We start from the raw sequence: 20,960 nt of genomic DNA on the forward strand, positions 1-20,960 counted from the left end.
TGATCGTTCCGATCGCGATGGAAGAAAAGCTTCGCTTCGCCATCCGCGAAGGCGGCCGTACCGTCGGCGCTGGCATCGTGGCATCCATCGTCGAGTAATCTTCGGATTATTCCTTTATAAGAAGGCCTCGCTGGAAACAGCGGGGCCTTTTCGCATTCGGAGGTTCGCATGAGCTTGATTATTCTGACCGGTGCCTCCGGTTCGGGGAAGACTGCTATCGCGGAGGCAATAGCCAGGGATCATGCTGGAAGGTTAGCCGTCTATCATTTCGACAGCATCGGCATACCGTCTCTTGACGCCATGGTCAGGGATCATGGTTCGCCCGAGGCCTGGCAGCGCGACAAGACCATCGAATGGGTGGCGCGGCTTGCGCCGCAAGCGCACAAGGGCAAGGCCATTCTTTTCGAAGGGCAGATGCGGCCGTCCTTCGTCATCGAAGCCGCCTTGACTGCCAGGATCGATGACTATCGCCTCATATTGGTCGATTGCGATGACGCAACGAGGACGCATCGCTTGTCCGCTCAGCGAGGGCAGCCGGAACTTGCCGATGCGAACATGATGAACTGGGCCGCCTATCTGCGCCGCGAAGCTCAGGCATCGGGTCTTGAGATTCTCGATACGAGCCATCTTTCGCTGAAGCAGAGCGTGGATAATGTGCTGAGGCGCCTGATCGATTAATCCAACGACACTATCACCAGCCGGTGATATTTTCGATCGATGAGATCTCCATCTTCGCGCGGCGCAGGATATCGGCAACGAAATCGCTCTTGCCGCCGGTGTAGTGGTCCCAATCGCCACCGGCCTCTTCGGCCAGACGCCGTTTCAAGGTTGCATAATTCGCCGCACGTTCGGGATGGGCGCGCAGATAGTCGCGAAAGAGAAGGCGCTCCCGGTGGGCCTCGTTATCAGGCAGGCAAAGATAAAGTCGGGTGCCGTAAGGCGTCTCATCCTTGGTGAAGGTCCAGCGGCCGGCATCATGCGGATCGCCGTGAAAGCGATATCCGCCTTCCTTCAGGCGCTCCGTCGCGTCGTGTCTTGCACTCTCGGAGAAGAGGAACACCGTATCGATATCGAGCTTCGGTTTGGCGCATAGTCCGGCGATGGCAGTGCTGCCGATATGATGGAATTGGGCGGGGTGGCCGAGAATCAGGCCGATCGCCTTGCTTCTCCTTTTGAAGAGAAGGGGCCATTGCGGATCATATTCGACAAGCGTGATCGGCCGCATCCCACTCATCTCCTTTTGTCGTTTTCGCCATGCGGCATATGCTTTACCGAGTCGTCCCCATTATTTTGGCGGGAAAGTGTGAGGTCACCAAGCCGTGTCTTGCGAAACGGAGGCAACGGCCTATGTATCGCTCGATTTTATCTGGAGGAGATTTCATGAAGAAACGTATTTTGTTCACGGGCGGCAGCGGCAAGGCTGGACGTCACACGGTTCCTTGGTTGGTGAATGCCGGCTACGAGGTCCATAATGTCGATCTCGTGCCACTGAACAGTCCTGGCGTCACCAATCTGCAGGCCGATGTCACCGATGCGGGACAGGTTTATAATGTCCTTAGCATGCATCGCGATTTTCCGGATCTCGATCAGGGCAAGGGCGTGCAGCCTTTCGATGCCGTCGTGCATTTCGCCGCTATTCCCCGAATCCTGATCAAGCCAGATAACGAGACCTTCCGTATCAATACGATGAGCACCTACAATGTCATCGAGGCGGCCGCGAAGCTCGGCGTGAGGAAGATCATTGTCGCCTCCAGCGAGACGACCTACGGTGTGTGTTTTGCCGAAGGCCATCGCGATTTCCATCAGTTCCCACTGGAAGAAGACTATGATGTCAATCCGATGGATTCCTATGGCCTGTCCAAGGTCATAAACGAGAAGACGGCTCGGGCTTTTGCGGAACGTTTCGGCATCGACATCTACGCGCTGCGTATTGGCAACGTCATCGAGCCGCACGAATATGAGCGTTTCCCTGAGTTTTTCGCCAATAGCGAAATCCGCAAGCGTATCGCCTGGAGCTATATCGACGCTCGCGACCTCGGCCAGATCGTCCATCTCTGCATCGAGAAGAGCGGCCTCGGCTTCCAGGTGTTCAATGCCGCCAATGACACGGTTTCGGCCAACACGCCGTCGCGGGAGCTGGCCGCCAAGCACTTTCCGAACGTCCCGTTCACGCGCGAGATCGGCGAATATGAGGGCCTGCTGTCCAATCGCAAGATCCGCGAGGTCCTGGGCTTCAAGGAAGAACATGACTGGCGGAAGTATGTGAAGGTCTGAGGCGCAAAGCCTGAGAAATACCCCGGGCGCTGCTCGCTGGCGGCGTCCGGGAGAGAGACAAGCGGAAATCTCTCCATTTGTTACGCAGCATAACCAAAAATGCTTCCGCAAACACTCGACAAATATCCTCGTTTCTTTAAGTAGGTTCAGATTCGCGGCATCTCGTGTAGATTGCGGCGCGCCGTGCGGCATATTCGGGCACATGTGTTGAACCCTCATCCCGCAGCCTATAGGCTTCATGCGATGAATTGAGCCTTGCTTGCGTCACGGCGAAAGATAATTTGCCGGCTGATTCAAAACAGACCAGCCGTTTCGGAGGTATCATGAAGGATAATGTTGCACGTATTTTCGTCGGGTTCGATTCCAAGGAGGTCGTGGCCTATCACGTCCTGACCCAGAGCATCATCGAGCGCTCGTCTATTCCGGTGGTGTTCTCGCCGATCGTGCTCAACAATCTCGAGGGCATCTTCACGCGCGAGCGCAACCCGCTGCAGTCGACCGAATTTTCCTTCTCGCGCTTCCTCGTGCCTTATCTCAGCGATTACCAGGGCTGGAGCATCTTCATGGATTGCGACATGCTCGCCCGCGCCGATATCGCCGAGCTTTGGGCGCTGCGTGACGATCGTTATGCCGCCATGTGCGTCAAGCACGACTATCAGCCGAAGATCGAAACCAAGTTCCTCGGCCAGACGCAGACGAAGTATGAAAAGAAGAACTGGTCGAGCATGATCCTGTTCAACAATGCCAAGTGCACGGCGTTGACGAAGGATTTCGTCAATACGGCGACAGGTCTTCAGCTTCATCAGTTCAAGTGGCTGGAGAATGACGACCAGATCGGCGAGGTGCCGGTCGTCTGGAACTATCTCGTCAACGAATACGATTATCGCGAAGATGCCAAGCTCGTGCATTTCACCGATGGCGGCCCGTATTTCGATGAATATCGCAACGACGACTACGCTGAAGAATGGTTTGCCATGCGCGACCGCATGCTGCATGTCCAGCAGAAGTGAGCGATTTGGATCATAAGACGACAGGAAACATCGATGTCGGCATACCGGCTGCGGGCTCCGCGGCCGGTTTGAACAGCGCCGACGAATGGCGGACCATGTTGATGGGGTTTTCCCATATCGTCCTGGTCGCCAATAGCGACGCGGTCGATATCGCAAGCCTCCAGGCGCAGTTTCCTGAGACTGCGCTCTTCGTCTTCTTCAACAAGGTCTACAAGGTTCTGGATCGCCCGTTCCATGGGCATTCGCTGCTGATCTCCCGTGGTCAGCCGCGTGGCGCCAACATCGTCTATCGCGGCGAAGTGGGCGAGGTGGTCAAATTCTTTCCGAAGGAATATTTCCTCGGCATCATGAACATGCGTCTCGGTCTGGAAGAGAAGCTCAACCCCGCCGCCGACTTCCAGGCTGCGCCGACCGGCCACCTCGATCTCGTAGGCTTCTGCTCCGATTTCTACACGGACGGCAAGACGCCGACGAGCGGCTTTGCCATGGCGCTTTGGCTCAGTGACCTGAAATTGCCCGGCGCGATCGTGCTTGCCGGCTTCTCGGCCAGGCGCAGTCAGAAGTGGAGGGTGGTTTCCGCCCATGACTGGAGTTTCGAGCAGACCTTCCTGCGCCTGTTTGCCCGCCTGGGCAAGATCACCATCCATGGTGGGGTCGCACTGAACCCCTATATCAGCCTTGCCCAGCGCTTCACGGAGGTGCCTCCGGCCGAAATTGCCTTGGCCGCAGCCGATGTTCTGTCGGAACGGCTGGGCAATACCGATGCCGAAATAGACAAGCTGATCTCCCTGACCAATGTGATTCGCTCCGCCGACAATTTTATGCGTCACCTCAGGCCGAAATTTCTCAAGCGCAAGCCGAAAGGCTCCCCCGGAGAATAACGAAGGCGAGGGCATCCTCTTCCGCAGCATTCGCGGCGGCTTTGCCCGTCCGGCGGATCTGCCCGCTCGGGCATGTCCCATGTGAAGTTGCGGGTCCGCTTGGGAAAAAGCAAAAAACGCTCTTGCCAATCGTTTCGTCCCGCCTTAAAGGGAGCGCCATGTCTTCGAACTGCTCGGGCGGTCCACCGCTTAAAGCGAATATTCGAAGGAAGAAGGGGTATAGCTCAGTTGGTAGAGCGGCGGTCTCCAAAACCGCAGGTCGTAGGTTCGAGCCCTGCTGCCCCTGCCATTTTCCTTGATTTGACTGGCGCGTCGTTTCGCAGCTTCTTGGGTCGAGGGTTGTGCCGGATTGTCGGCAAATTTTAGAAAACGCCGTATTGCCTCTTGTTAAATCGGGAATCGGTGTTTATGTAGGGTTTAACAGACACGCGGTGCGTGGGGCTGATAGTTTCAGCTTTACGCGCCGTAATTGCGTGGGCAGTCAATGGCATCCAAAACGAATCCACTAGCGTTTCTGCGGCAAGTGCGCTCCGAGACGTCGAAAATCACTTGGCCCTCACGCCGCGAGACGATGATCTCGACGGTGATGGTGCTCGTCATGGTCGTTTTCGCCTCGCTGTTTTTCTTTGCTGCTGACCAGCTCATCGGCTGGATTCTCGGCTACGTGCTGAATACCGGCAATTGATATCGGGTGGAGATGAACATGGCGGCACGTTGGTACATCGTCCACGCTTATTCTAATTTTGAAAAGAAGGTGGCTGAATCCATAGAGGAGAAAGCCAGGCAGAAGGGTCTCGAGCATCTGTTCGAGAAGATCCTTGTGCCGACCGAGAAGGTCGTCGAGGTTCGTCGTGGCCGTAAGGTCGATAGCGAGCGCAAGTTCTTCCCGGGTTACGTGCTGGTGCGCGCCAACCTGACGGATGAAGCTTACCACCTGATCAAGAACACGCCGAAGGTCACTGGCTTTCTCGGCTCCGACAATAAGCCCGTTCCGATTCCGGATTATGAAGCCGAGCGCATTCTCGGTCAGGTCCAGGAAGGCGTCGAGCGGCCGAAGGCTTCCGTATCCTTCGAGATCGGCGAGCAGGTCCGCGTTTCCGATGGTCCGTTCGCATCGTTCAACGGCACGGTTCAGGATGTGGACGAAGAGCGTTCGCGCCTGAAGGTGGAAGTGTCGATTTTCGGCCGTGCTACGCCGGTCGAGCTGGAGTACAGCCAGGTCGAGAAGGTCTGATTGTGATTTCTACGAAAGGTTGGCTTCGCGGCTAGTCTTTCGTTCGAATTTGGATATAAGTGATCGCTTACTTATATCTCGCGGCGAAGCCGCAATCCGCGTGGAAGGGTAGGGTCTTAGCCGGGCCTGGTGATCCGCACCACGCAACCGCAGCCGCCGGAGCGATCCGGCATAGTGGGCCGGGCAACCGGTCATGTAGAAAGGCAGAGAGAAATGGCTAAGAAAGTTGCAGGCCAGCTCAAGCTGCAGGTTAAGGCCGGCTCGGCGAATCCGTCGCCGCCGATCGGTCCTGCGCTTGGTCAGCGTGGCATTAACATCATGGAATTCTGCAAGGCGTTCAATGCCGCCACGCAGGAAATGGAAAAGGGTATGCCGATTCCGGTCGTCATCACCTACTACCAGGACAAGTCCTTCACCTTCATCATGAAGCAGCCGCCGGTCAGCTACTTCCTGAAGAAGGAAGCGAAGATCCAGTCCGGCTCCAAGACCCCGGGCAAGGGCGCCAAGGCTGGCACCCTGAGCAAGGCTCAGGTCAAGGCGATCGCCGAAGCCAAGATGAAGGATCTGAACGCCGCCGATATCGAAGGCGCAATGGCCATGATCGAGGGCTCCGCCCGCGCCATGGGCCTGGAAGTGGTAGGTTAAGACCATGGTAGCTAAGCGTATTCAGAAGATTCGTGAAGGCGTCGATCCGACCAAGCTCTACGCTCTGGATCTGGCCATCGGCATGGTCAAGGAACGTGCCGTCGCCAAGTTCGACGAAACCGTCGAAATCTCGATGAACCTCGGCGTTGACCCGCGTCACGCCGACCAGATGGTTCGCGGCGTCGTCAACCTGCCGAACGGCACGGGCCGTACGGTTCGCGTTGCCGTCTTCGCTCGCGGCGCCAAGGCTGACGAAGCCAAGGCGGCCGGCGCAGACATCGTCGGCGCGGAAGACCTGGTCGAAATCGTTCAGGGCGGCAAGATCGATTTCGATCGCTGCATCGCGACCCCGGACATGATGCCGCTCGTCGGCCGTCTCGGTAAGGTTCTCGGCCCGCGCGGCATGATGCCGAACCCGAAAGTCGGTACCGTCACGATGGACGTCAAGGGTGCTGTCGAAGCATCCAAGGGCGGCGCCGTCGAGTTCCGCGTCGAGAAGGCTGGTATCGTCCATGCCGGTATCGGCAAGGCTTCGTTCGACGCCAAGGCTCTGGAAGAAAACATCCGCGCCTTCGCTGACGCCGTCATCAAGGCGAAGCCGGCTGGCGCCAAGGGCAACTACGTCAAGCGCGTAGCGATCTCCTCGACCATGGGTCCGGGCGTCAAGATCGAGCCGTCCACGGTTACGGCGCCGAGCGCCTAATAATTATACCGGGCTTTGTGCCCGGTATTTAAGAATTCCCGGCCCTTCGGGGCTGGGATTTCCGGAGAAATCCGGAATTCCTGTCCGAGATTGCAGGTGGTTATCCCTTAATCACTCAAGCCTGCATGAGACGGGTAAGACCCGAATTTTGAAGAAGCTTCGCTTCGATGAACTCGGTTCGAGCCTTGGATGCCTTGTGCCTTGGAGCCGTCAGGCTCGAGCGCGAGGGGACAGGATCCTCAAGCGTCGCTTGGGATCTCATTGATCCCAGGAGGCAAAAGGCAACCCGGCAGGCCCGTTAACCCGGTCCTGTCAACTGGAGAAAAGCAGTGGAAAGAGCGGAAAAACGCGAATTCGTCACGGAACTGAACGAAGTCTTCAAGGCTTCGGGCTCGGTTGTCGTGGCCCACTATGCTGGTGCTACAGTCGCTCAGATGAACGATTTTCGTTCTAAGATGCGCGCTGCTGGCGGCACCGTCAAAGTCGCGAAGAACCGCCTGGCCAAAATTGCTCTTCAGGGCACGGATGCGGAAGGGATTTCCAATCTCTTCACCGGTCAGACGCTGATCGCATACAGCACTGATCCGATTACCGCTCCGAAGGTCGTCGTGGATTTCGCCAAGGGCAACGACAAGATCGTTGTTCTGGGCGGCGCCATGGGAACAACAACGCTCAACGCCGAAGGTGTAAAGTCGCTCGCGACCCTGCCTTCGCTGGACGAGCTGCGCGCGAAGCTGCTGGGCATGATCCAGACTCCGGCTACCCGCATCGCAGGTGTTGTTGCAGCGCCGGCAAGCCAGCTTGCTCGCGTGTTCTCGGCCTACGCCAAGAAGGACGAAGCCGCGTAAGGCGGTTTTTCGCTGTTTATAACCAACCAGTTCGAACCGAACAAAAGGAACTACAAAAATGGCTGATCTCGCAAAGATCGTAGACGACCTCTCCTCGCTGACCGTTCTCGAAGCCGCAGAACTGTCGAAGCTTCTCGAAGAAAAGTGGGGCGTTTCCGCCGCTGCTCCGGTAGCTGTTGCTGCCGTTGCTGGTGGTGCTGGCGGCGCTGCTGCAGCTGCTGAAGAAGAAAAGACCGAGTTCGACGTCATCCTCACGGATGCCGGCGCGAACAAGATCAACGTCATCAAGGAAGTCCGCGCCATCACCGGTCTGGGCCTCAAGGAAGCCAAGGACCTCGTTGAAGCCGCTCCGAAGGCTGTCAAGGAAGCTGTTTCCAAGGCTGAAGCTGCTGACATCAAGAAGAAGCTCGAAGACGCCGGCGCTAAGGTCGACGTTAAGTAAGCTTGAAACTGCTTTGGGAGGTGGCATTTTGCTACCTCCCATTTGCCGTTTTTCTGAACGAATTACCCAAAAGCCGCGGGCAAAACGGCTTTTGGGTAATGGGTTCTTCAAGAGGATGGTCTCAAACCGAACCGCGACGCAATCCGGCTGAGCGGTTTTCGGTTAGATAGACGAGATTGAACTACTCATTGATTGATGGGGTCGCCTGGCCAGCGATTCCCATCCGTTGCAGGCCCGGGTGCAGGATTTTAAAGGAGCGACGATGGCTCAGACCCTTTCGTTCAACGGTCGCAGGCGCGTACGCAAGTTTTTTGGTAAGATTCCCGAAGTCGCAGAGATGCCGAACCTCATCGAGGTTCAAAAGGCGTCCTACGATCAGTTTCTCATGGTCGAAGAACCCAAGGGCGGCCGCCCGGACGAAGGTCTTCAGGCCGTTTTCAAGTCGGTTTTCCCGATCACCGACTTCTCCGGCGCTTCCATGCTGGAGTTCGTGTCCTATGAATTCGAGCCGCCGAAGTTCGACGTCGACGAGTGCCGCCAGCGCGACCTGACCTATGCCGCGCCGCTGAAGGTGACCCTCCGTCTGATCGTGTTCGATATTGATGAGGATACGGGCGCGAAGTCCATCAAGGACATCAAGGAACAGAGCGTCTACATGGGCGACATGCCGCTCATGACGAACAACGGTACGTTCATCGTGAACGGCACCGAGCGCGTGATCGTGTCCCAGATGCACCGTTCGCCGGGCGTCTTCTTCGACCACGACAAGGGCAAGAGCCATTCTTCCGGCAAGCTTCTCTTCGCCGCTCGCGTCATCCCGTATCGCGGTTCCTGGCTCGATATCGAATTCGACGCCAAGGACATCGTCTATGCCCGTATCGACCGTCGCCGCAAGATTCCGGTGACGTCGCTGCTGATGGCACTCGGCATGGATGGCGAAGAAATCCTGTCGACCTTCTACACGAAGTCGCTCTACCAGCGCGACGGCGATGGCTGGCGCATTCCCTTCAAGGCGGAAACGCTGAAGGGCGCCAAGACCGTTGCCGACATGATCGATGCCGACACCGGTGAAGTCGTGGTCGAAGGCGGCAAGAAGCTCACGCCGCGCCTGCTGCGTCAGCTTCAGGACAAGGGCCTCAAGGCTCTGAAGGCGACCGACGAAGAGCTGTATGGCCTCTTCCTGGCGGAAGACATCGTCAATTTCCAGACCGGTGAGATCTACCTCGAAGCCGGCGACGAAATCGACGAGAAGACCCTGCCTGTCATCCTGAAGGCCGGCTTCGACGAGATCCCGATCCTCGGCATCGATCACATCAATGTTGGCGCCTACATCCGCAATACGCTGTCGGCTGACAAGAACGAGAACCGCCAGGACGCTCTGTTCGACATCTACCGCGTCATGCGTCCGGGTGAACCGCCGACCATGGAATCGGCCGAAGCCATGTTCAACTCGCTATTCTTCGATGCGGAGCGTTACGATCTCTCCGCCGTTGGCCGCGTGAAGATGAACATGCGTCTCGACCTCGACGTCGAAGACACCGTCCGCATCCTGCGCAAGGACGACATCCTGGCCGTGGTCAAGATGCTCGTCGAGCTGCGCGACGGCAAGGGCGAGATCGACGACATCGACAACCTCGGCAACCGCCGCGTCCGTTCGGTCGGCGAGCTGATGGAAAATCAGTATCGTCTCGGCTTGCTGCGCATGGAACGTGCGATCAAGGAACGTATGTCCTCGATCGAAATCGACACGGTCATGCCGCAGGATCTGATCAACGCAAAGCCGGCCGCTGCTGCCGTCCGCGAATTCTTCGGCTCCTCGCAGCTGTCGCAGTTCATGGACCAGGTGAACCCGCTTTCGGAAATCACTCACAAGCGTCGTCTTTCGGCTCTCGGCCCGGGCGGTCTGACCCGCGAGCGCGCCGGCTTCGAAGTCCGCGACGTTCATCCGACGCACTACGGTCGTATTTGCCCGATCGAAACGCCGGAAGGTCCGAACATCGGTCTCATCAACTCGCTGGCGACCTTTGCCCGCGTCAACAAGTACGGCTTCATCGAAAGCCCTTATCGCCGTATCATCGACGGTAAGGTGACCAACGACGTGCTCTACCTCTCCGCCATGGAAGAGGCGAAGTACTACGTTGCTCAGGCCAATGCCGAGCTCGACGCCGACGGCTCCTTCATCGAGGAATTCGTCGTTTGCCGTCATGCCGGCGAAGTCATGCTCGCTCCGCGCGACAACATCAACCTGATGGACGTCTCGCCGAAGCAGCTGGTTTCGGTTGCTGCCGCTCTGATCCCGTTCCTGGAAAACGACGACGCCAACCGCGCGCTCATGGGCTCGAACATGCAGCGTCAGGCCGTGCCGCTTCTGCGTGCCGAAGCTCCGTTCGTCGGTACCGGCATGGAGCCGGTCGTCGCGCGTGACTCCGGTGCTGCTATCGGCGCCCGTCGCGGCGGTGTGGTTGACCAGGTCGACGCAACGCGTATCGTTATCCGCGCCACCGAAGACCTCGATCCGTCGAAGTCCGGCGTCGATATCTACCGCCTGATGAAGTTCCAGCGTTCGAACCAAAACACCTGCGTCAACCAGCGTCCGCTGGTCACCGTCGGTGATGTGGTCAACAAGGGCGACATCCTGGCAGACGGTCCGTCGACCGACCTCGGCGATCTGGCTCTCGGCCGGAACGTGCTCGTCGCGTTCATGCCGTGGAACGGCTACAACTACGAAGACTCGATCCTGCTCTCCGAGCGTATCGTTGCCGACGACGTGTTCACCTCCATCCACATCGAGGAATTCGAAGTGATGGCACGCGACACCAAGCTCGGTCCGGAAGAAATCACCCGCGACATTCCGAACGTTTCGGAAGAAGCGCTGAAGAACCTGGACGAAGCCGGCATCGTTTACATCGGTGCGGAAGTCCAGCCGGGCGATATCCTTGTCGGCAAGATCACGCCGAAGGGCGAAAGCCCGATGACGCCGGAAGAAAAGCTTCTGCGCGCCATCTTCGGTGAAAAGGCATCGGACGTTCGCGATACCTCCATGCGCATGCCGCCCGGTACCTACGGTACGGTCGTCGAAGTTCGCGTCTTCAACCGTCACGGCGTCGAAAAGGACGAACGTGCCATGGCGATCGAGCGCGAAGAGATCGAACGCCTTGCCAAGGACCGCGACGACGAGCAGGCAATCCTCGACCGTAACGTCTACGGCCGTCTGGTCGAAATGCTGCGTGGTCAGGTTGCTCTTGCTGGTCCGAAGGGCTTCAAGAAGGGCACGGAACTGTCGAACGCCGTCGTTTCCGAGTATCCGCGTTCGCAGTGGTGGATGTTCGCCGTCGAGGACGAAAAGGTCCAGAGCGAGCTCGAAGCCCTGCGTGGCCAGTATGACGAATCCAAGTCGCGCCTTGAACAGCGCTTCATGGACAAGGTCGAAAAGGTCCAGCGCGGCGACGAAATGCCTCCGGGCGTCATGAAGATGGTCAAGGTCTTCGTCGCTGTTAAGCGCAAGATCCAGCCGGGCGACAAGATGGCAGGTCGTCACGGGAACAAGGGCGTGGTCTCGCGCATTGTTCCGGTCGAGGACATGCCGTTCCTGGAAGACGGTACGCATGTCGATATCGTGCTGAACCCGCTGGGCGTGCCCTCGCGCATGAACGTCGGTCAGATTCTCGAAACGCACCTCGGTTGGGCTTGCGCCGGCATGGGTCGTCAGATCGGCGAACTGATCGAAGCCTACAAGGCAAGCGGCAACATCGAGCCTCTGCGCAAGACGATCGATCTGGTCGTCGGCGATGGCCCGAAGAGCGACGACGTTCACGAGTACGACGATGCATCGGTGCTGCGTCTGGCCGATCAGTGGAAGCGCGGCGTGTCCATCGCGACCCCGGTCTTCGACGGCGCTGGCGAAGCGGATGTCAATCACATGCTGGCGATGGCAGGTCTCAAGCAGACCGGTCAGTCGACACTGTACGACGGTCGTACCGGCGAGCAGTTCGACCGCCAGGTTACGGTTGGCTACATCTACATGCTGAAGCTGAACCACCTTGTCGACGACAAGATCCACGCCCGTTCGATCGGTCCGTACTCGCTCGTCACCCAGCAGCCGCTGGGCGGTAAGGCGCAGTTCGGCGGCCAGCGCTTCGGCGAAATGGAGGTCTGGGCGCTTGAAGCTTACGGTGCAGCCTACACGCTGCAGGAAATGCTCACGGTCAAGTCGGACGACGTGGCCGGCCGTACCAAGGTCTACGAAGCCATCGTGCGTGGCGACGATACCTTCGAGGCGGGCATTCCAGAAAGCTTCAACGTTCTCGTCAAGGAAATGCGCTCGCTGGGCCTCAGCGTCGAACTGGAAAATTCCAAGGTCGACGATCTGCAGACGGCAAGCCAGCTTCCGGACGCAGCCGAGTAATAGCCTGCGGGTGCGCGCTGTCGGTCAGCGCGCACTCCTTGGAATATTGCAGCGCCGTTGGCGTCCTCCTGGATGCATGGCGCCGCAAGGCGGTTTTAAAGCGTCAGTCCGGTTCCCGGGATTTGCCGGCACTGTTCGCAATTCGAGGGCGTTTCGCCCCTAAAGGAGATAGGCATGAACCAAGAGGTCATGAATCTTTTCAATCCGCAGGTGCCTGCGCAGAATTTCGATTCCATCCGGATTTCGATTGCGTCGCCGGAGAAGATTCTTTCCTGGTCTTATGGCGAGATCAAGAAGCCGGAAACGATCAACTATCGTACGTTCAAGCCGGAACGCGATGGTCTTTTCTGCGCACGAATCTTCGGGCCGATCAAGGACTACGAATGCTTGTGCGGCAAGTACAAGCGCATGAAGTACAAGGGCATCATCTGCGAAAAGTGCGGCGTCGAAGTCACGCTGTCGCGCGTTCGCCGTGAGCGCATGGGCCATATCGAGCTCGCCGCTCCCGTTGCCCACATCTGGTTCCTGAAGTCGCTGCCTTCGCGCATTTCGACGCTGCTCGACATGACGCTGAAGGATGTGGAGCGCGTGCTCTACTTCGAAAACTACATCGTCACCGAGCCGGGCCTGACTGCTCTTAAGGAGCATCAGCTGCTCTCTGAAGAAGAGTACATGCTCGCTGTCGACGAGTATGGCGAAGACCAGTTCACCGCCATGATCGGCGCTGAAGCGATCTACGAGATGCTGGCCAGCATGAATCTCGAAAAGATCGCCGGCGACCTGCGTTCCGAGCTTGCCGACACCACGTCGGATCTCAAGCAGAAGAAGCTGATGAAGCGCCTGAAGATCGTCGAGAACTTCATGGAGTCGGGCAACCGTCCGGAATGGATGATCATGAAGGTCGTCCCCGTCATCCCGCCGGACCTGCGCCCGCTGGTTCCGCTCGATGGCGGCCGCTTCGCGACCTCGGATCTGAACGATCTGTACCGCCGCGTCATCAACCGTAACAACCGTCTGAAGCGCCTCATCGAACTGCGCGCTCCGGGCATCATCATCCGCAACGAAAAGCGCATGCTGCAGGAATCTGTCGATGCGCTGTTCGACAATGGCCGTCGCGGCCGCGTCATCACCGGCGCCAACAAGCGTCCGCTGAAGTCGCTGTCAGACATGCTCAAGGGCAAGCAGGGCCGCTTCCGTCAGAACCTGCTCGGCAAGCGCGTCGACTATTCCGGCCGTTCGGTCATCGTGACCGGTCCGGAACTGAAGCTGCACCAGTGCGGTCTGCCGAAGAAGATGGCGCTCGAGCTGTTCAAGCCGTTCATCTATGCCCGCCTCGACGCGAAGGGTTACTCCTCCACCGTCAAGCAGGCCAAGAAGCTGGTCGAGAAGGAAAAGCCGGAAGTCTGGGATATCCTCGATGAGGTCATCCGCGAGCATCCCGTTCTCCTGAACCGCGCACCGACGCTGCACCGCCTGGGCATCCAGGCCTTCGAACCCACGCTGGTCGAAGGCAAGGCCATCCAGCTGCATCCGCTCGTCTGCACGGCCTTCAACGCCGACTTCGACGGTGACCAGATGGCCGTTCACGTGCCGCTCTCGCTGGAAGCCCAGCTGGAAGCCCGCGTGCTGATGATGTCGACCAACAACATTCTGCACCCGGCAAACGGCGCGCCGATCATCGTTCCCTCGCAGGATATGGTTCTTGGCCTGTACTATCTGTCGATCCTGAACCAGAATGAACCGGGCGAAGGAATGGCCTTCTCGGATCTCGGTGAGCTGCATCACGCGCTTGAAAACAAGGTCGTGACGCTGCATTCGAAGATTCGTGGCCGCTTCAAGTCGATCGGCGAAGATGGCAAGCCCTATTCGAAGATCTATGAAACGACCCCCGGCCGTCTGCTGATCGGCGAACTCCTGCCGAAGCATGGCAAGGTGACCTTCGACATCTGCAACCAGGAAATGACCAAGAAGAACATCTCCAAGATGATCGACACGGTCTACCGCCATTGCGGCCAGAAGGACACGGTCATTTTCTGCGACCGCATCATGCAGCTCGGCTTCTCGCATGCCTGCCGCGCCGGCATTTCGTTCGGCAAGGACGACATGGTCATTCCGGACACCAAGGTTAAGATTGTCGGCGATACCGAAGCACTCGTGAAGGAATACGAGCAGCAGTACAATGACGGTCTCATCACCCAGGGCGAAAAGTACAACAAGGTTGTCGACGCCTGGGGTAAGGCCACGGAGAAGGTCGCCGAAGAGATGATGGCCCGCATTAAGGCCGTTGAATTCGACGAGAAGACCGGTCGCCAGAAGCCGATGAACTCGATCTACATGATGAGCCACTCCGGTGCTCGTGGTTCTCCGAACCAGATGCGCCAGCTGGGCGGCATGCGCGGCCTCATGGCCAAGCCGTCGGGCGAAATCATCGAGACGCCGATCATCTCGAACTTCAAGGAAGGTCTCACCGTTAACGAGTACTTCAACTCGACCCACGGTGCCCGTAAGGGTCTGGCCGACACCGCCTTGAAGACCGCGAACTCGGGCTACCTGACCCGCCGTCTTGTCGACGTCGCGCAGGATTGCATCGTCACGCACGTCGATTGCGGTACCGAAAACGGCCTCACCATGACCGCTATCGTCGATGCCGGTCAGGTCGTTGCCTCGCTCGGCGCCCGCATCCTCGGTCGTACGGCCCTGGACGATATCGATCATCCGGTCACGGGTGAGCGCATCGTCGACGCCGGCAAGATGATCCTGGAACCGGATGTCATCGAGATCGAGAAGGCCGGTATCCAGTCGATCCGCATCCGTTCGGCCCTGACCTGCGAAATCCAGACGGGCGTCTGCTCGGTCTGCTACGGTCGTGACCTTGCTCGCGGTACGCCTGTCAACATCGGTGAAGCTGTCGGTGTTATCGCCGCACAGTCGATCGGTGAGCCGGGCACCCAGCTGACCATGCGTACCTTCCACTTGGGCGGCACGGCGACCGTGGTCGACCAGTCGTTCCTGGAAGCTTCGTATGAAGGCACTGTTCAGATCAAGAACCGCAACATGCTGCGCAACTCCGACGGCAACCTGGTTGCCATGGGCCGCAACATGACGGTCCAGATCCTGGACGAACGCGGTGTCGAGCGCTCCTCGCAGCGCGTTGCCTACGGTTCGAAGCTGTATGTCGACGACGGCGACAAGGTGAAGCGCGGTCAGCGTCTGGCGGAGTGGGACCCCTATACCCGTCCGATGATGACGGAAGTGGCCGGTACGGTTCACTTCGAAGATGTCGTCGACGGTCTCTCGGTTCTCGAAGCGACGGACGAGTCTACCGGCATCACCAAGCGTCAGGTTATCGACTGGCGCTCGACGCCGCGCGGTTCCGATCTGAAACCGGCGATCGTCGTCAAGGACGCCAGCGGCAATGTCGCCAAGCTCTCGCGCGGTGGCGAAGCCCGCTTCCTGCTCTCGGTCGACGCTATCCTGTCGGTCGAGCCGGGCACGAAGGTGTCGCAGGGTGACGTTCTCGCCCGTTCGCCGCTGGAAAGCGCCAAGACCAAGGACATCACCGGTGGTCTGCCGCGCGTTGCCGAACTGTTCGAAGCTCGTCGTCCGAAGGACCATGCTATCATCGCAGAGATCGATGGTACGATCCGCCTCGGCCGCGACTACAAGAACAAGCGTCGCGTCATCATCGAGCCGGCGGAAGACGGTGTCGAGCCGGTCGAATACCTGATCCCGAAGGGCAAGCCCTTCCACCTTCAGGAAGGCGACTATATCGAAAAGGGTGATTACATCCTCGACGGTAACCCGGCTCCGCACGACATCCTGGCGATCAAGGGCGTGGAGGCTCTGGCTTCCTACCTGGTCAACGAAATCCAGGAAGTCTATCGCTTGCAGGGCGTTGTCATCAACGACAAGCACATCGAAGTGATTGTCCGTCAGATGCTGCAGAAGGTTGAGATCACCGATGCAGGCGACAGCCAGTACATCGTCGGCGACAACGTCGACCGTATCGAGCTGGAAGACGCCAACGACCGCCTGATCGAAGAAGGCAAGAAGCCCGCTTATGGCGATCCGGTTCTGCTTGGTATCACCAAGGCATCGCTGCAGACGCCGTCCTTCATCTCGGCTGCATCCTTCCAGGAAACGACGAAGGTGCTGACCGAAGCTGCAATCGCCGGCAAGACCGACGGTCTGCAGGGCCTGAAGGAAAACGTCATCGTCGGCCGCCTGATCCCGGCCGGTACCGGCGGTACCATGACGCAGATCCGCCGTATCGCTACGGCTCGCGACGAGCTTATCCTCGAAGAGCGTCGCAAGGGCACGGGCGCCGGCGTAGCAACGCCGATGCTGCAGGATCTCGCCAGCGAGAACAGCCCGGCCGAATAAGCCGGCAGCGAATGTGAAAAAATCAAAACCGCCCGGAGCGATCCGGGCGGTTTCTTTTTGTGCATAACGAAATCGATGAGGTGAGGGGATGCCGCCTTCATCAGGCGGCGTCCGATCAGCGGAAGCGGATGATCGCGACTTCGCCTTCGAGCGCGCCTTGATAGGCGGAGGCATGCGGCTCTTCGTCCGGAATATCCGTCAAGAGCCCAATCTGGTCGAGGTCGGCCTCGATGAAGCCTTCTTCGGCAAGAGCGTTCAGTGCCTCACGCACGGCGGTATCATCGTCTGGCGCTTTCAGCATGACGTGCAGGTCGATGCCTTCGCCGCCATCGGTCTCGTAACCCTTGCCGATGATGATGAAGACCATGGGACCGTCGGAATTGTTGTCGTTGTCTGGCGCTGTAATCATGAGTCTTCCTTCGGGAGTGTCGAATCGACCCGGCGATTCCTTTTCGCCGCGCGGGTCCGTCGGATGGAAATGTTCTTCGGTGATTCCTTATAGGGATTTTGACGAAATACCAAAGTCCATCTTGCCGAAGGGGCGGCATTTCCGTATCCAATGCGCCAAATGGCTGGTTTGGCCGGGGTTTCAGGGCTTTGTGACAAAGATAATTTCTTAACCGGCCTTGACGAACCGGCGGGAAACCAGTAGTACCGCCGCCATCGGAACCCATGTGAGGCATGGCTATTCGGGGCGACGCGCCCTGGAGTTCACCTCAAACAAGGTTCTAAACGCACGTTGAAGACACGAATGCTGCACGCACGACGCCACTTTTGGTGTCCTCTGCTTTTTTGTGGTCCATCTGCGAGAGCGGATCGGGCCACGTTTTGCGCATTGAGACGAACGTGTGTCGTTGCCGGTGACGGCGCAAGTGAAGCCCGTAAGGGTGTCGACATAGATTTACAAGGGATGGTTGAATGCCTACCGTAAACCAGCTGATCCGCAAGCCTCGCCAGGCGCAGGTAAAGCGTAATAAGGTTCCCGCTCTCCAGGAGAACCCGCAGAAGCGCGGCGTTTGCACCCGCGTCTACACGACGACGCCGAAGAAGCCGAACTCGGCTCTGCGTAAGGTCGCAAAGATCCGCCTGACCAACGGCTTCGAAGTCATTGGTTACATCCCCGGCGAAGGTCACAACCTTCAGGAGCACTCTGTCGTCATGATCCGTGGCGGCCGCGTTAAGGACCTTCCGGGTGTTCGCTACCACATCATCCGCGGCGTTCTCGATACCCAGGGTGTCAAGAACCGCAAGCAGCGCCGTTCCAAGTACGGTGCAAAGCGTCCGAAGTAATTCGGTTTTTTAGATAATCCGGTGCTGCGCGAGGTTCTCCGCGTGGTGAAGCGCCGCAAAAGTTGAGAGACGAGAAGTTATATGTCCAGACGTCACAGAGCAGAAAAGCGCGAGATCAACCCGGACCCGAAGTTCGGCGATCTGGTCGTTACCAAGTTCATGAATGCCATCATGCTCGACGGCAAGAAGTCCGTAGCTGAAAACATCGTATATGGCGCGTTTGACGCCGTGCAGGGCAAGGCAAAGCAGGAGCCGCTCGGCGTGTTCCATCAGGCTTTGGATAACATCGCTCCGCACGTTGAAGTCCGCTCGCGCCGCGTTGGTGGTGCTACGTATCAGGTTCCGGTCGACGTACGCCCTGAGCGCCGTCAGGCTCTGGCCATCCGCTGGCTGATCACCGCCGCTCGCAAGCGTAATGAGACGACGATGGTCGACCGTCTGTGCGGCGAACTTCTCGATGCCTCCAACAACCGCGGCGCTGCCGTCAAGAAGCGCGAAGACACGCACAAGATGGCTGATGCCAACCGTGCGTTCTCGCATTATCGCTGGTAATCCCGAACGGTTTCGGAAAGGCAGTCCATTATGGCTCGCGAATATAAAATCGAAGACTACCGCAATTTCGGTATCATGGCGCACATCGACGCCGGCAAGACCACGACCACCGAGCGTATTCTTTACTACACCGGCAAGTCGCACAAGATCGGCGAAGTGCACGACGGCGCAGCCACCATGGACTGGATGGAGCAGGAGCAGGAGCGTGGCATCACGATCACCTCCGCTGCCACGACCACCTTCTGGAAGGGCCGCGACGGCAAGACCCGCCGCTTCAACATCATCGACACTCCCGGCCACGTCGACTTCACCATCGAAGTCGAGCGTTCGCTGCGCGTTCTCGACGGTGCCATCGCTCTGCTCGACGCCAATGCCGGCGTTGAGCCGCAGACGGAAACTGTATGGCGTCAGGCCGAGAAGTATCATGTTCCGCGCATGATCTTCTGCAACAAGATGGACAAGACCGGCGCTGACTTCTATCGCTCGGTCGAGATGATCAAGACCCGCCTCGGCGCAACCGCCGTCGTCATGCAGCTGCCGATCGGCGCTGAAAGCGATTTCAAGGGCGTTGTCGACCTGATCGAGATGAACGCCCTCATCTGGCGCGACGAGTCGCTCGGCGCTCAGTGGGACGTGGTCGAGATCCCGGAAGACATGAAGGCCAAGGCTGCCGAATACCGCGAAAAGCTGATCGAGACCGTTGTCGAGATCGATGAAGCCGCGACGGAAGCCTACCTCGAAGGCAACCTGCCTGACAACGATCAGATCCGCGCGCTCGTTCGTCGCGGCACGATCGACGTCAAGTTCCATCCGATGTTCTGCGGCACCGCCTTCAAGAACAAGGGCGTCCAGCCGCTGCTCGACGCCGTTGTCGATTACCTGCCGTCGCCGCTCGACATTCCGGCGATCAAGGGCATCGACTTCAAGACGGAAGCCGAAATCGAACGCCACGCTGACGACAGCGAGCCGTTGTCCATGCTGGCATTCAAGATCATGAACGACCCCTTCGTCGGTTCGCTCACCTTCGCCCGCATCTACTCCGGCAAGCTCGAGAAGGGTGCATCGGTCATCAACACGGTCAAGGACAAGCGCGAGCGCGTCGGCCGTATGCTGCAGATGCACTCGAACTCGCGTGAAGACATCGAAGAAGCCTTCGCTGGCGACATCGTTGCTCTGGCCGGCCTCAAGGAAACCACCACTGGCGATACGCTCTGCGATCCGCTGAAGCCGGTTATCCTTGAGCGCATGGAATTCCCCGAGCCGGTCATCCAGATCGCGATCGAGCCGAAGACCAAGGGCGACCAGGAAAAGATGGGCCTCGCGCTCAACCGTCTGGCTGCTGAAGATCCGTCCTTCCGCGTGAAGACGGACCAGGAATCGGGTCAGACGATCATCGCCGGCATGGGTGAACTTCACCTCGACATCATCGTCGACCGTATGCGTCGTGAATTCAAGGTTGAAGCGACTGTCGGCGCGCCGCAGGTTGCTTACCGCGAAACCATTACGCGTCAGACGGAAAAGGACTACACCCACAAGAAGCAGTCGGGTGGTACCGGTCAGTTCGCTCGCGTCAAGATCGTGTTCGAACCGAACCCGGACGGCGACGACTTCAAGTTCGAGTCCAAGATCGTCGGCGGTTCCGTTCCGAAGGAATACATCCCGGGCGTTCAGAAGGGTATCGAAAGCGTCCTGTCTTCTGGTCCGCTGGCTGGCTTCCCGATGCTCGGCGTCAAGGCGACGCTCGTTGACGGCGCCTTCCACGATGTTGACTCGTCGGTTCTGGCCTTCGAAATCGCTTCCCGCGCTTGCTTCCGTGAAGCAGCCCGCGAAGCTGGCGCCCAGCTCCTCGAGCCGATGATGAAGGTCGAAGTCGTGACGCCGGAAGATTACGTCGGCGACGTCATCGGCGACCTGAACTCGCGTCGTGGCCAGATCCAGGGCCAGGAAAGCCGCGGTATCGCTGTTGTCATCAACGCGAACGTCCCGCTGGCGAACATGTTCAAGTACGTCGATAACCTGCGTTCGATGTCTCAGGGCCGTGCACAGTACACGATGACCTTCGATCATTACGCGCCGGTTCCGTCGAACGTCGCACAGGAAATCCAGGCAAAGTATTCCGGTCAGAAGTGACCGGAATACCAATTGACCGATAACAAGAATTGATCCCTCAGGGGACAGGAAAACGGAGAGCCGAAAATGGCAAAGAGTAAGTTTGAGCGCAATAAGCCGCACGTTAACATTGGTACGATCGGTCACGTTGACCACGGCAAGACGTCCTTGACGGCAGCGATCA

At 58.4% G+C, this 20,960-nt stretch carries 19 protein-coding genes and 1 tRNA gene; 18 read left to right on the forward strand and 2 right to left on the reverse strand.

Features of this window, described 5'->3' with window-relative positions:
- Both PH562_RS30040 and PH562_RS30045 read left to right on the forward strand, forming a co-directional pair.
- Positions 1-98: EF-Tu C-terminal domain-related protein (locus PH562_RS30040; RefSeq protein WP_131614796.1), on the forward strand; the 98-nt coding region annotated here is incomplete at its 5' end.
- Between the two features lie 70 nt (positions 99-168).
- A complete protein-coding gene (locus PH562_RS30045) occupies positions 169-678 on the forward strand; it encodes an AAA family ATPase (protein WP_285177537.1) in 510 nt (169 codons plus the stop codon).
- A 13-nt stretch (positions 679-691) separates the two neighbouring features.
- Here the strand turns inward: PH562_RS30045 and PH562_RS30050 are convergent, their stop codons facing one another.
- Positions 692-1,225 carry a GrpB family protein gene (locus PH562_RS30050; protein WP_285177538.1) on the reverse strand — a complete coding sequence of 178 codons (534 nt, stop codon included), beginning with the start codon at positions 1,223-1,225 and terminating at the stop codon, positions 692-694.
- A gap of 155 nt (positions 1,226-1,380) precedes the next feature.
- Here PH562_RS30050 and PH562_RS30055 point away from each other — a divergent pair, with 155 nt between their 5' ends.
- From PH562_RS30055 to rpoC, 12 genes are all read left to right on the forward strand, one after another.
- On the forward strand, positions 1,381-2,274 hold the full coding sequence (locus PH562_RS30055; protein ID WP_285177539.1) for an NAD-dependent epimerase/dehydratase family protein: 894 nt from the start codon (positions 1,381-1,383) through the stop codon (positions 2,272-2,274).
- Positions 2,275-2,597: 323 nt separating this feature from the next.
- A complete protein-coding gene (locus tag PH562_RS30060; protein ID WP_069614840.1) occupies positions 2,598-3,284 on the forward strand; it encodes a glycosyltransferase family protein in 687 nt (228 codons plus the stop codon).
- A gap of 95 nt (positions 3,285-3,379) precedes the next feature.
- Positions 3,380-4,165 (forward strand): 3-deoxy-manno-octulosonate cytidylyltransferase, encoded by a 786-nt coding sequence (locus PH562_RS30065; RefSeq protein WP_285177546.1) that lies wholly within the window; start codon positions 3,380-3,382, stop codon positions 4,163-4,165.
- 213 nt (positions 4,166-4,378) lie between these two features.
- Positions 4,379-4,454, forward strand: a tRNA-Trp gene (locus PH562_RS30070).
- Between the two features lie 195 nt (positions 4,455-4,649).
- Complete coding sequence (gene secE, locus PH562_RS30075) at positions 4,650-4,850, forward strand: preprotein translocase subunit SecE (protein ID WP_015339590.1); 201 nt, start codon at positions 4,650-4,652, stop codon at positions 4,848-4,850.
- A gap of 18 nt (positions 4,851-4,868) precedes the next feature.
- Positions 4,869-5,399, forward strand: coding sequence for a transcription termination/antitermination protein NusG (gene nusG / locus PH562_RS30080; protein WP_004123460.1), 531 nt, complete (start codon positions 4,869-4,871; stop codon positions 5,397-5,399).
- Positions 5,400-5,612: 213 nt separating this feature from the next.
- Positions 5,613-6,044: a 50S ribosomal protein L11 gene (gene rplK / locus PH562_RS30085; protein ID WP_113233779.1), complete on the forward strand. Its 432-nt coding sequence runs from the start codon at positions 5,613-5,615 to the stop codon at positions 6,042-6,044.
- Between the two features lie 4 nt (positions 6,045-6,048).
- Entirely contained in the window at positions 6,049-6,747 is a 699-nt protein-coding gene (rplA, locus tag PH562_RS30090; protein ID WP_113233780.1) for a 50S ribosomal protein L1, read from the forward strand.
- A 329-nt stretch (positions 6,748-7,076) separates the two neighbouring features.
- Positions 7,077-7,595, forward strand: a complete 519-nt coding sequence (rplJ, locus tag PH562_RS30095; protein WP_004123444.1) for a 50S ribosomal protein L10 — start codon at positions 7,077-7,079, stop codon at positions 7,593-7,595.
- Between the two features lie 58 nt (positions 7,596-7,653).
- Positions 7,654-8,037, forward strand: coding sequence for a 50S ribosomal protein L7/L12 (gene rplL / locus PH562_RS30100; RefSeq protein ID WP_112337470.1), 384 nt, complete (start codon positions 7,654-7,656; stop codon positions 8,035-8,037).
- A gap of 262 nt (positions 8,038-8,299) precedes the next feature.
- Positions 8,300-12,442, forward strand: a complete 4,143-nt coding sequence (rpoB, locus tag PH562_RS30105) for a DNA-directed RNA polymerase subunit beta (RefSeq protein WP_113233782.1) — start codon at positions 8,300-8,302, stop codon at positions 12,440-12,442.
- Between the two features lie 174 nt (positions 12,443-12,616).
- Complete coding sequence (rpoC, locus tag PH562_RS30110; RefSeq protein WP_285177544.1) at positions 12,617-16,825, forward strand: DNA-directed RNA polymerase subunit beta'; 4,209 nt, start codon at positions 12,617-12,619, stop codon at positions 16,823-16,825.
- A 115-nt stretch (positions 16,826-16,940) separates the two neighbouring features.
- Here the strand turns inward: rpoC and PH562_RS30115 are convergent, their stop codons facing one another.
- Entirely contained in the window at positions 16,941-17,234 is a 294-nt protein-coding gene (locus tag PH562_RS30115; protein WP_004123433.1) for a hypothetical protein, read from the reverse strand.
- A 509-nt stretch (positions 17,235-17,743) separates the two neighbouring features.
- On the opposite strand from PH562_RS30115, the gene rpsL reads away from it, so the two are divergent.
- From rpsL to PH562_RS30135, 4 genes are all read left to right on the forward strand, one after another.
- Entirely contained in the window at positions 17,744-18,115 is a 372-nt protein-coding gene (gene rpsL, locus PH562_RS30120) for a 30S ribosomal protein S12 (protein ID WP_003507760.1), read from the forward strand.
- Between the two features lie 81 nt (positions 18,116-18,196).
- A complete protein-coding gene (gene rpsG / locus PH562_RS30125) occupies positions 18,197-18,667 on the forward strand; it encodes a 30S ribosomal protein S7 (RefSeq protein WP_015339596.1) in 471 nt (156 codons plus the stop codon).
- 30 nt (positions 18,668-18,697) lie between these two features.
- Complete coding sequence (gene fusA / locus PH562_RS30130; protein WP_113233784.1) at positions 18,698-20,797, forward strand: elongation factor G; 2,100 nt, start codon at positions 18,698-18,700, stop codon at positions 20,795-20,797.
- Between the two features lie 66 nt (positions 20,798-20,863).
- The coding region (locus PH562_RS30135) for a GTP-binding protein (protein ID WP_133624442.1) at positions 20,864-20,960 on the forward strand (97 nt) is incomplete at its 3' end.

It is taken from the genome of Rhizobium centroccidentale (assembly GCF_030182565.1).
In the GTDB taxonomy this organism is placed as follows: Bacteria; Pseudomonadota; Alphaproteobacteria; order Rhizobiales; family Rhizobiaceae; genus Rhizobium.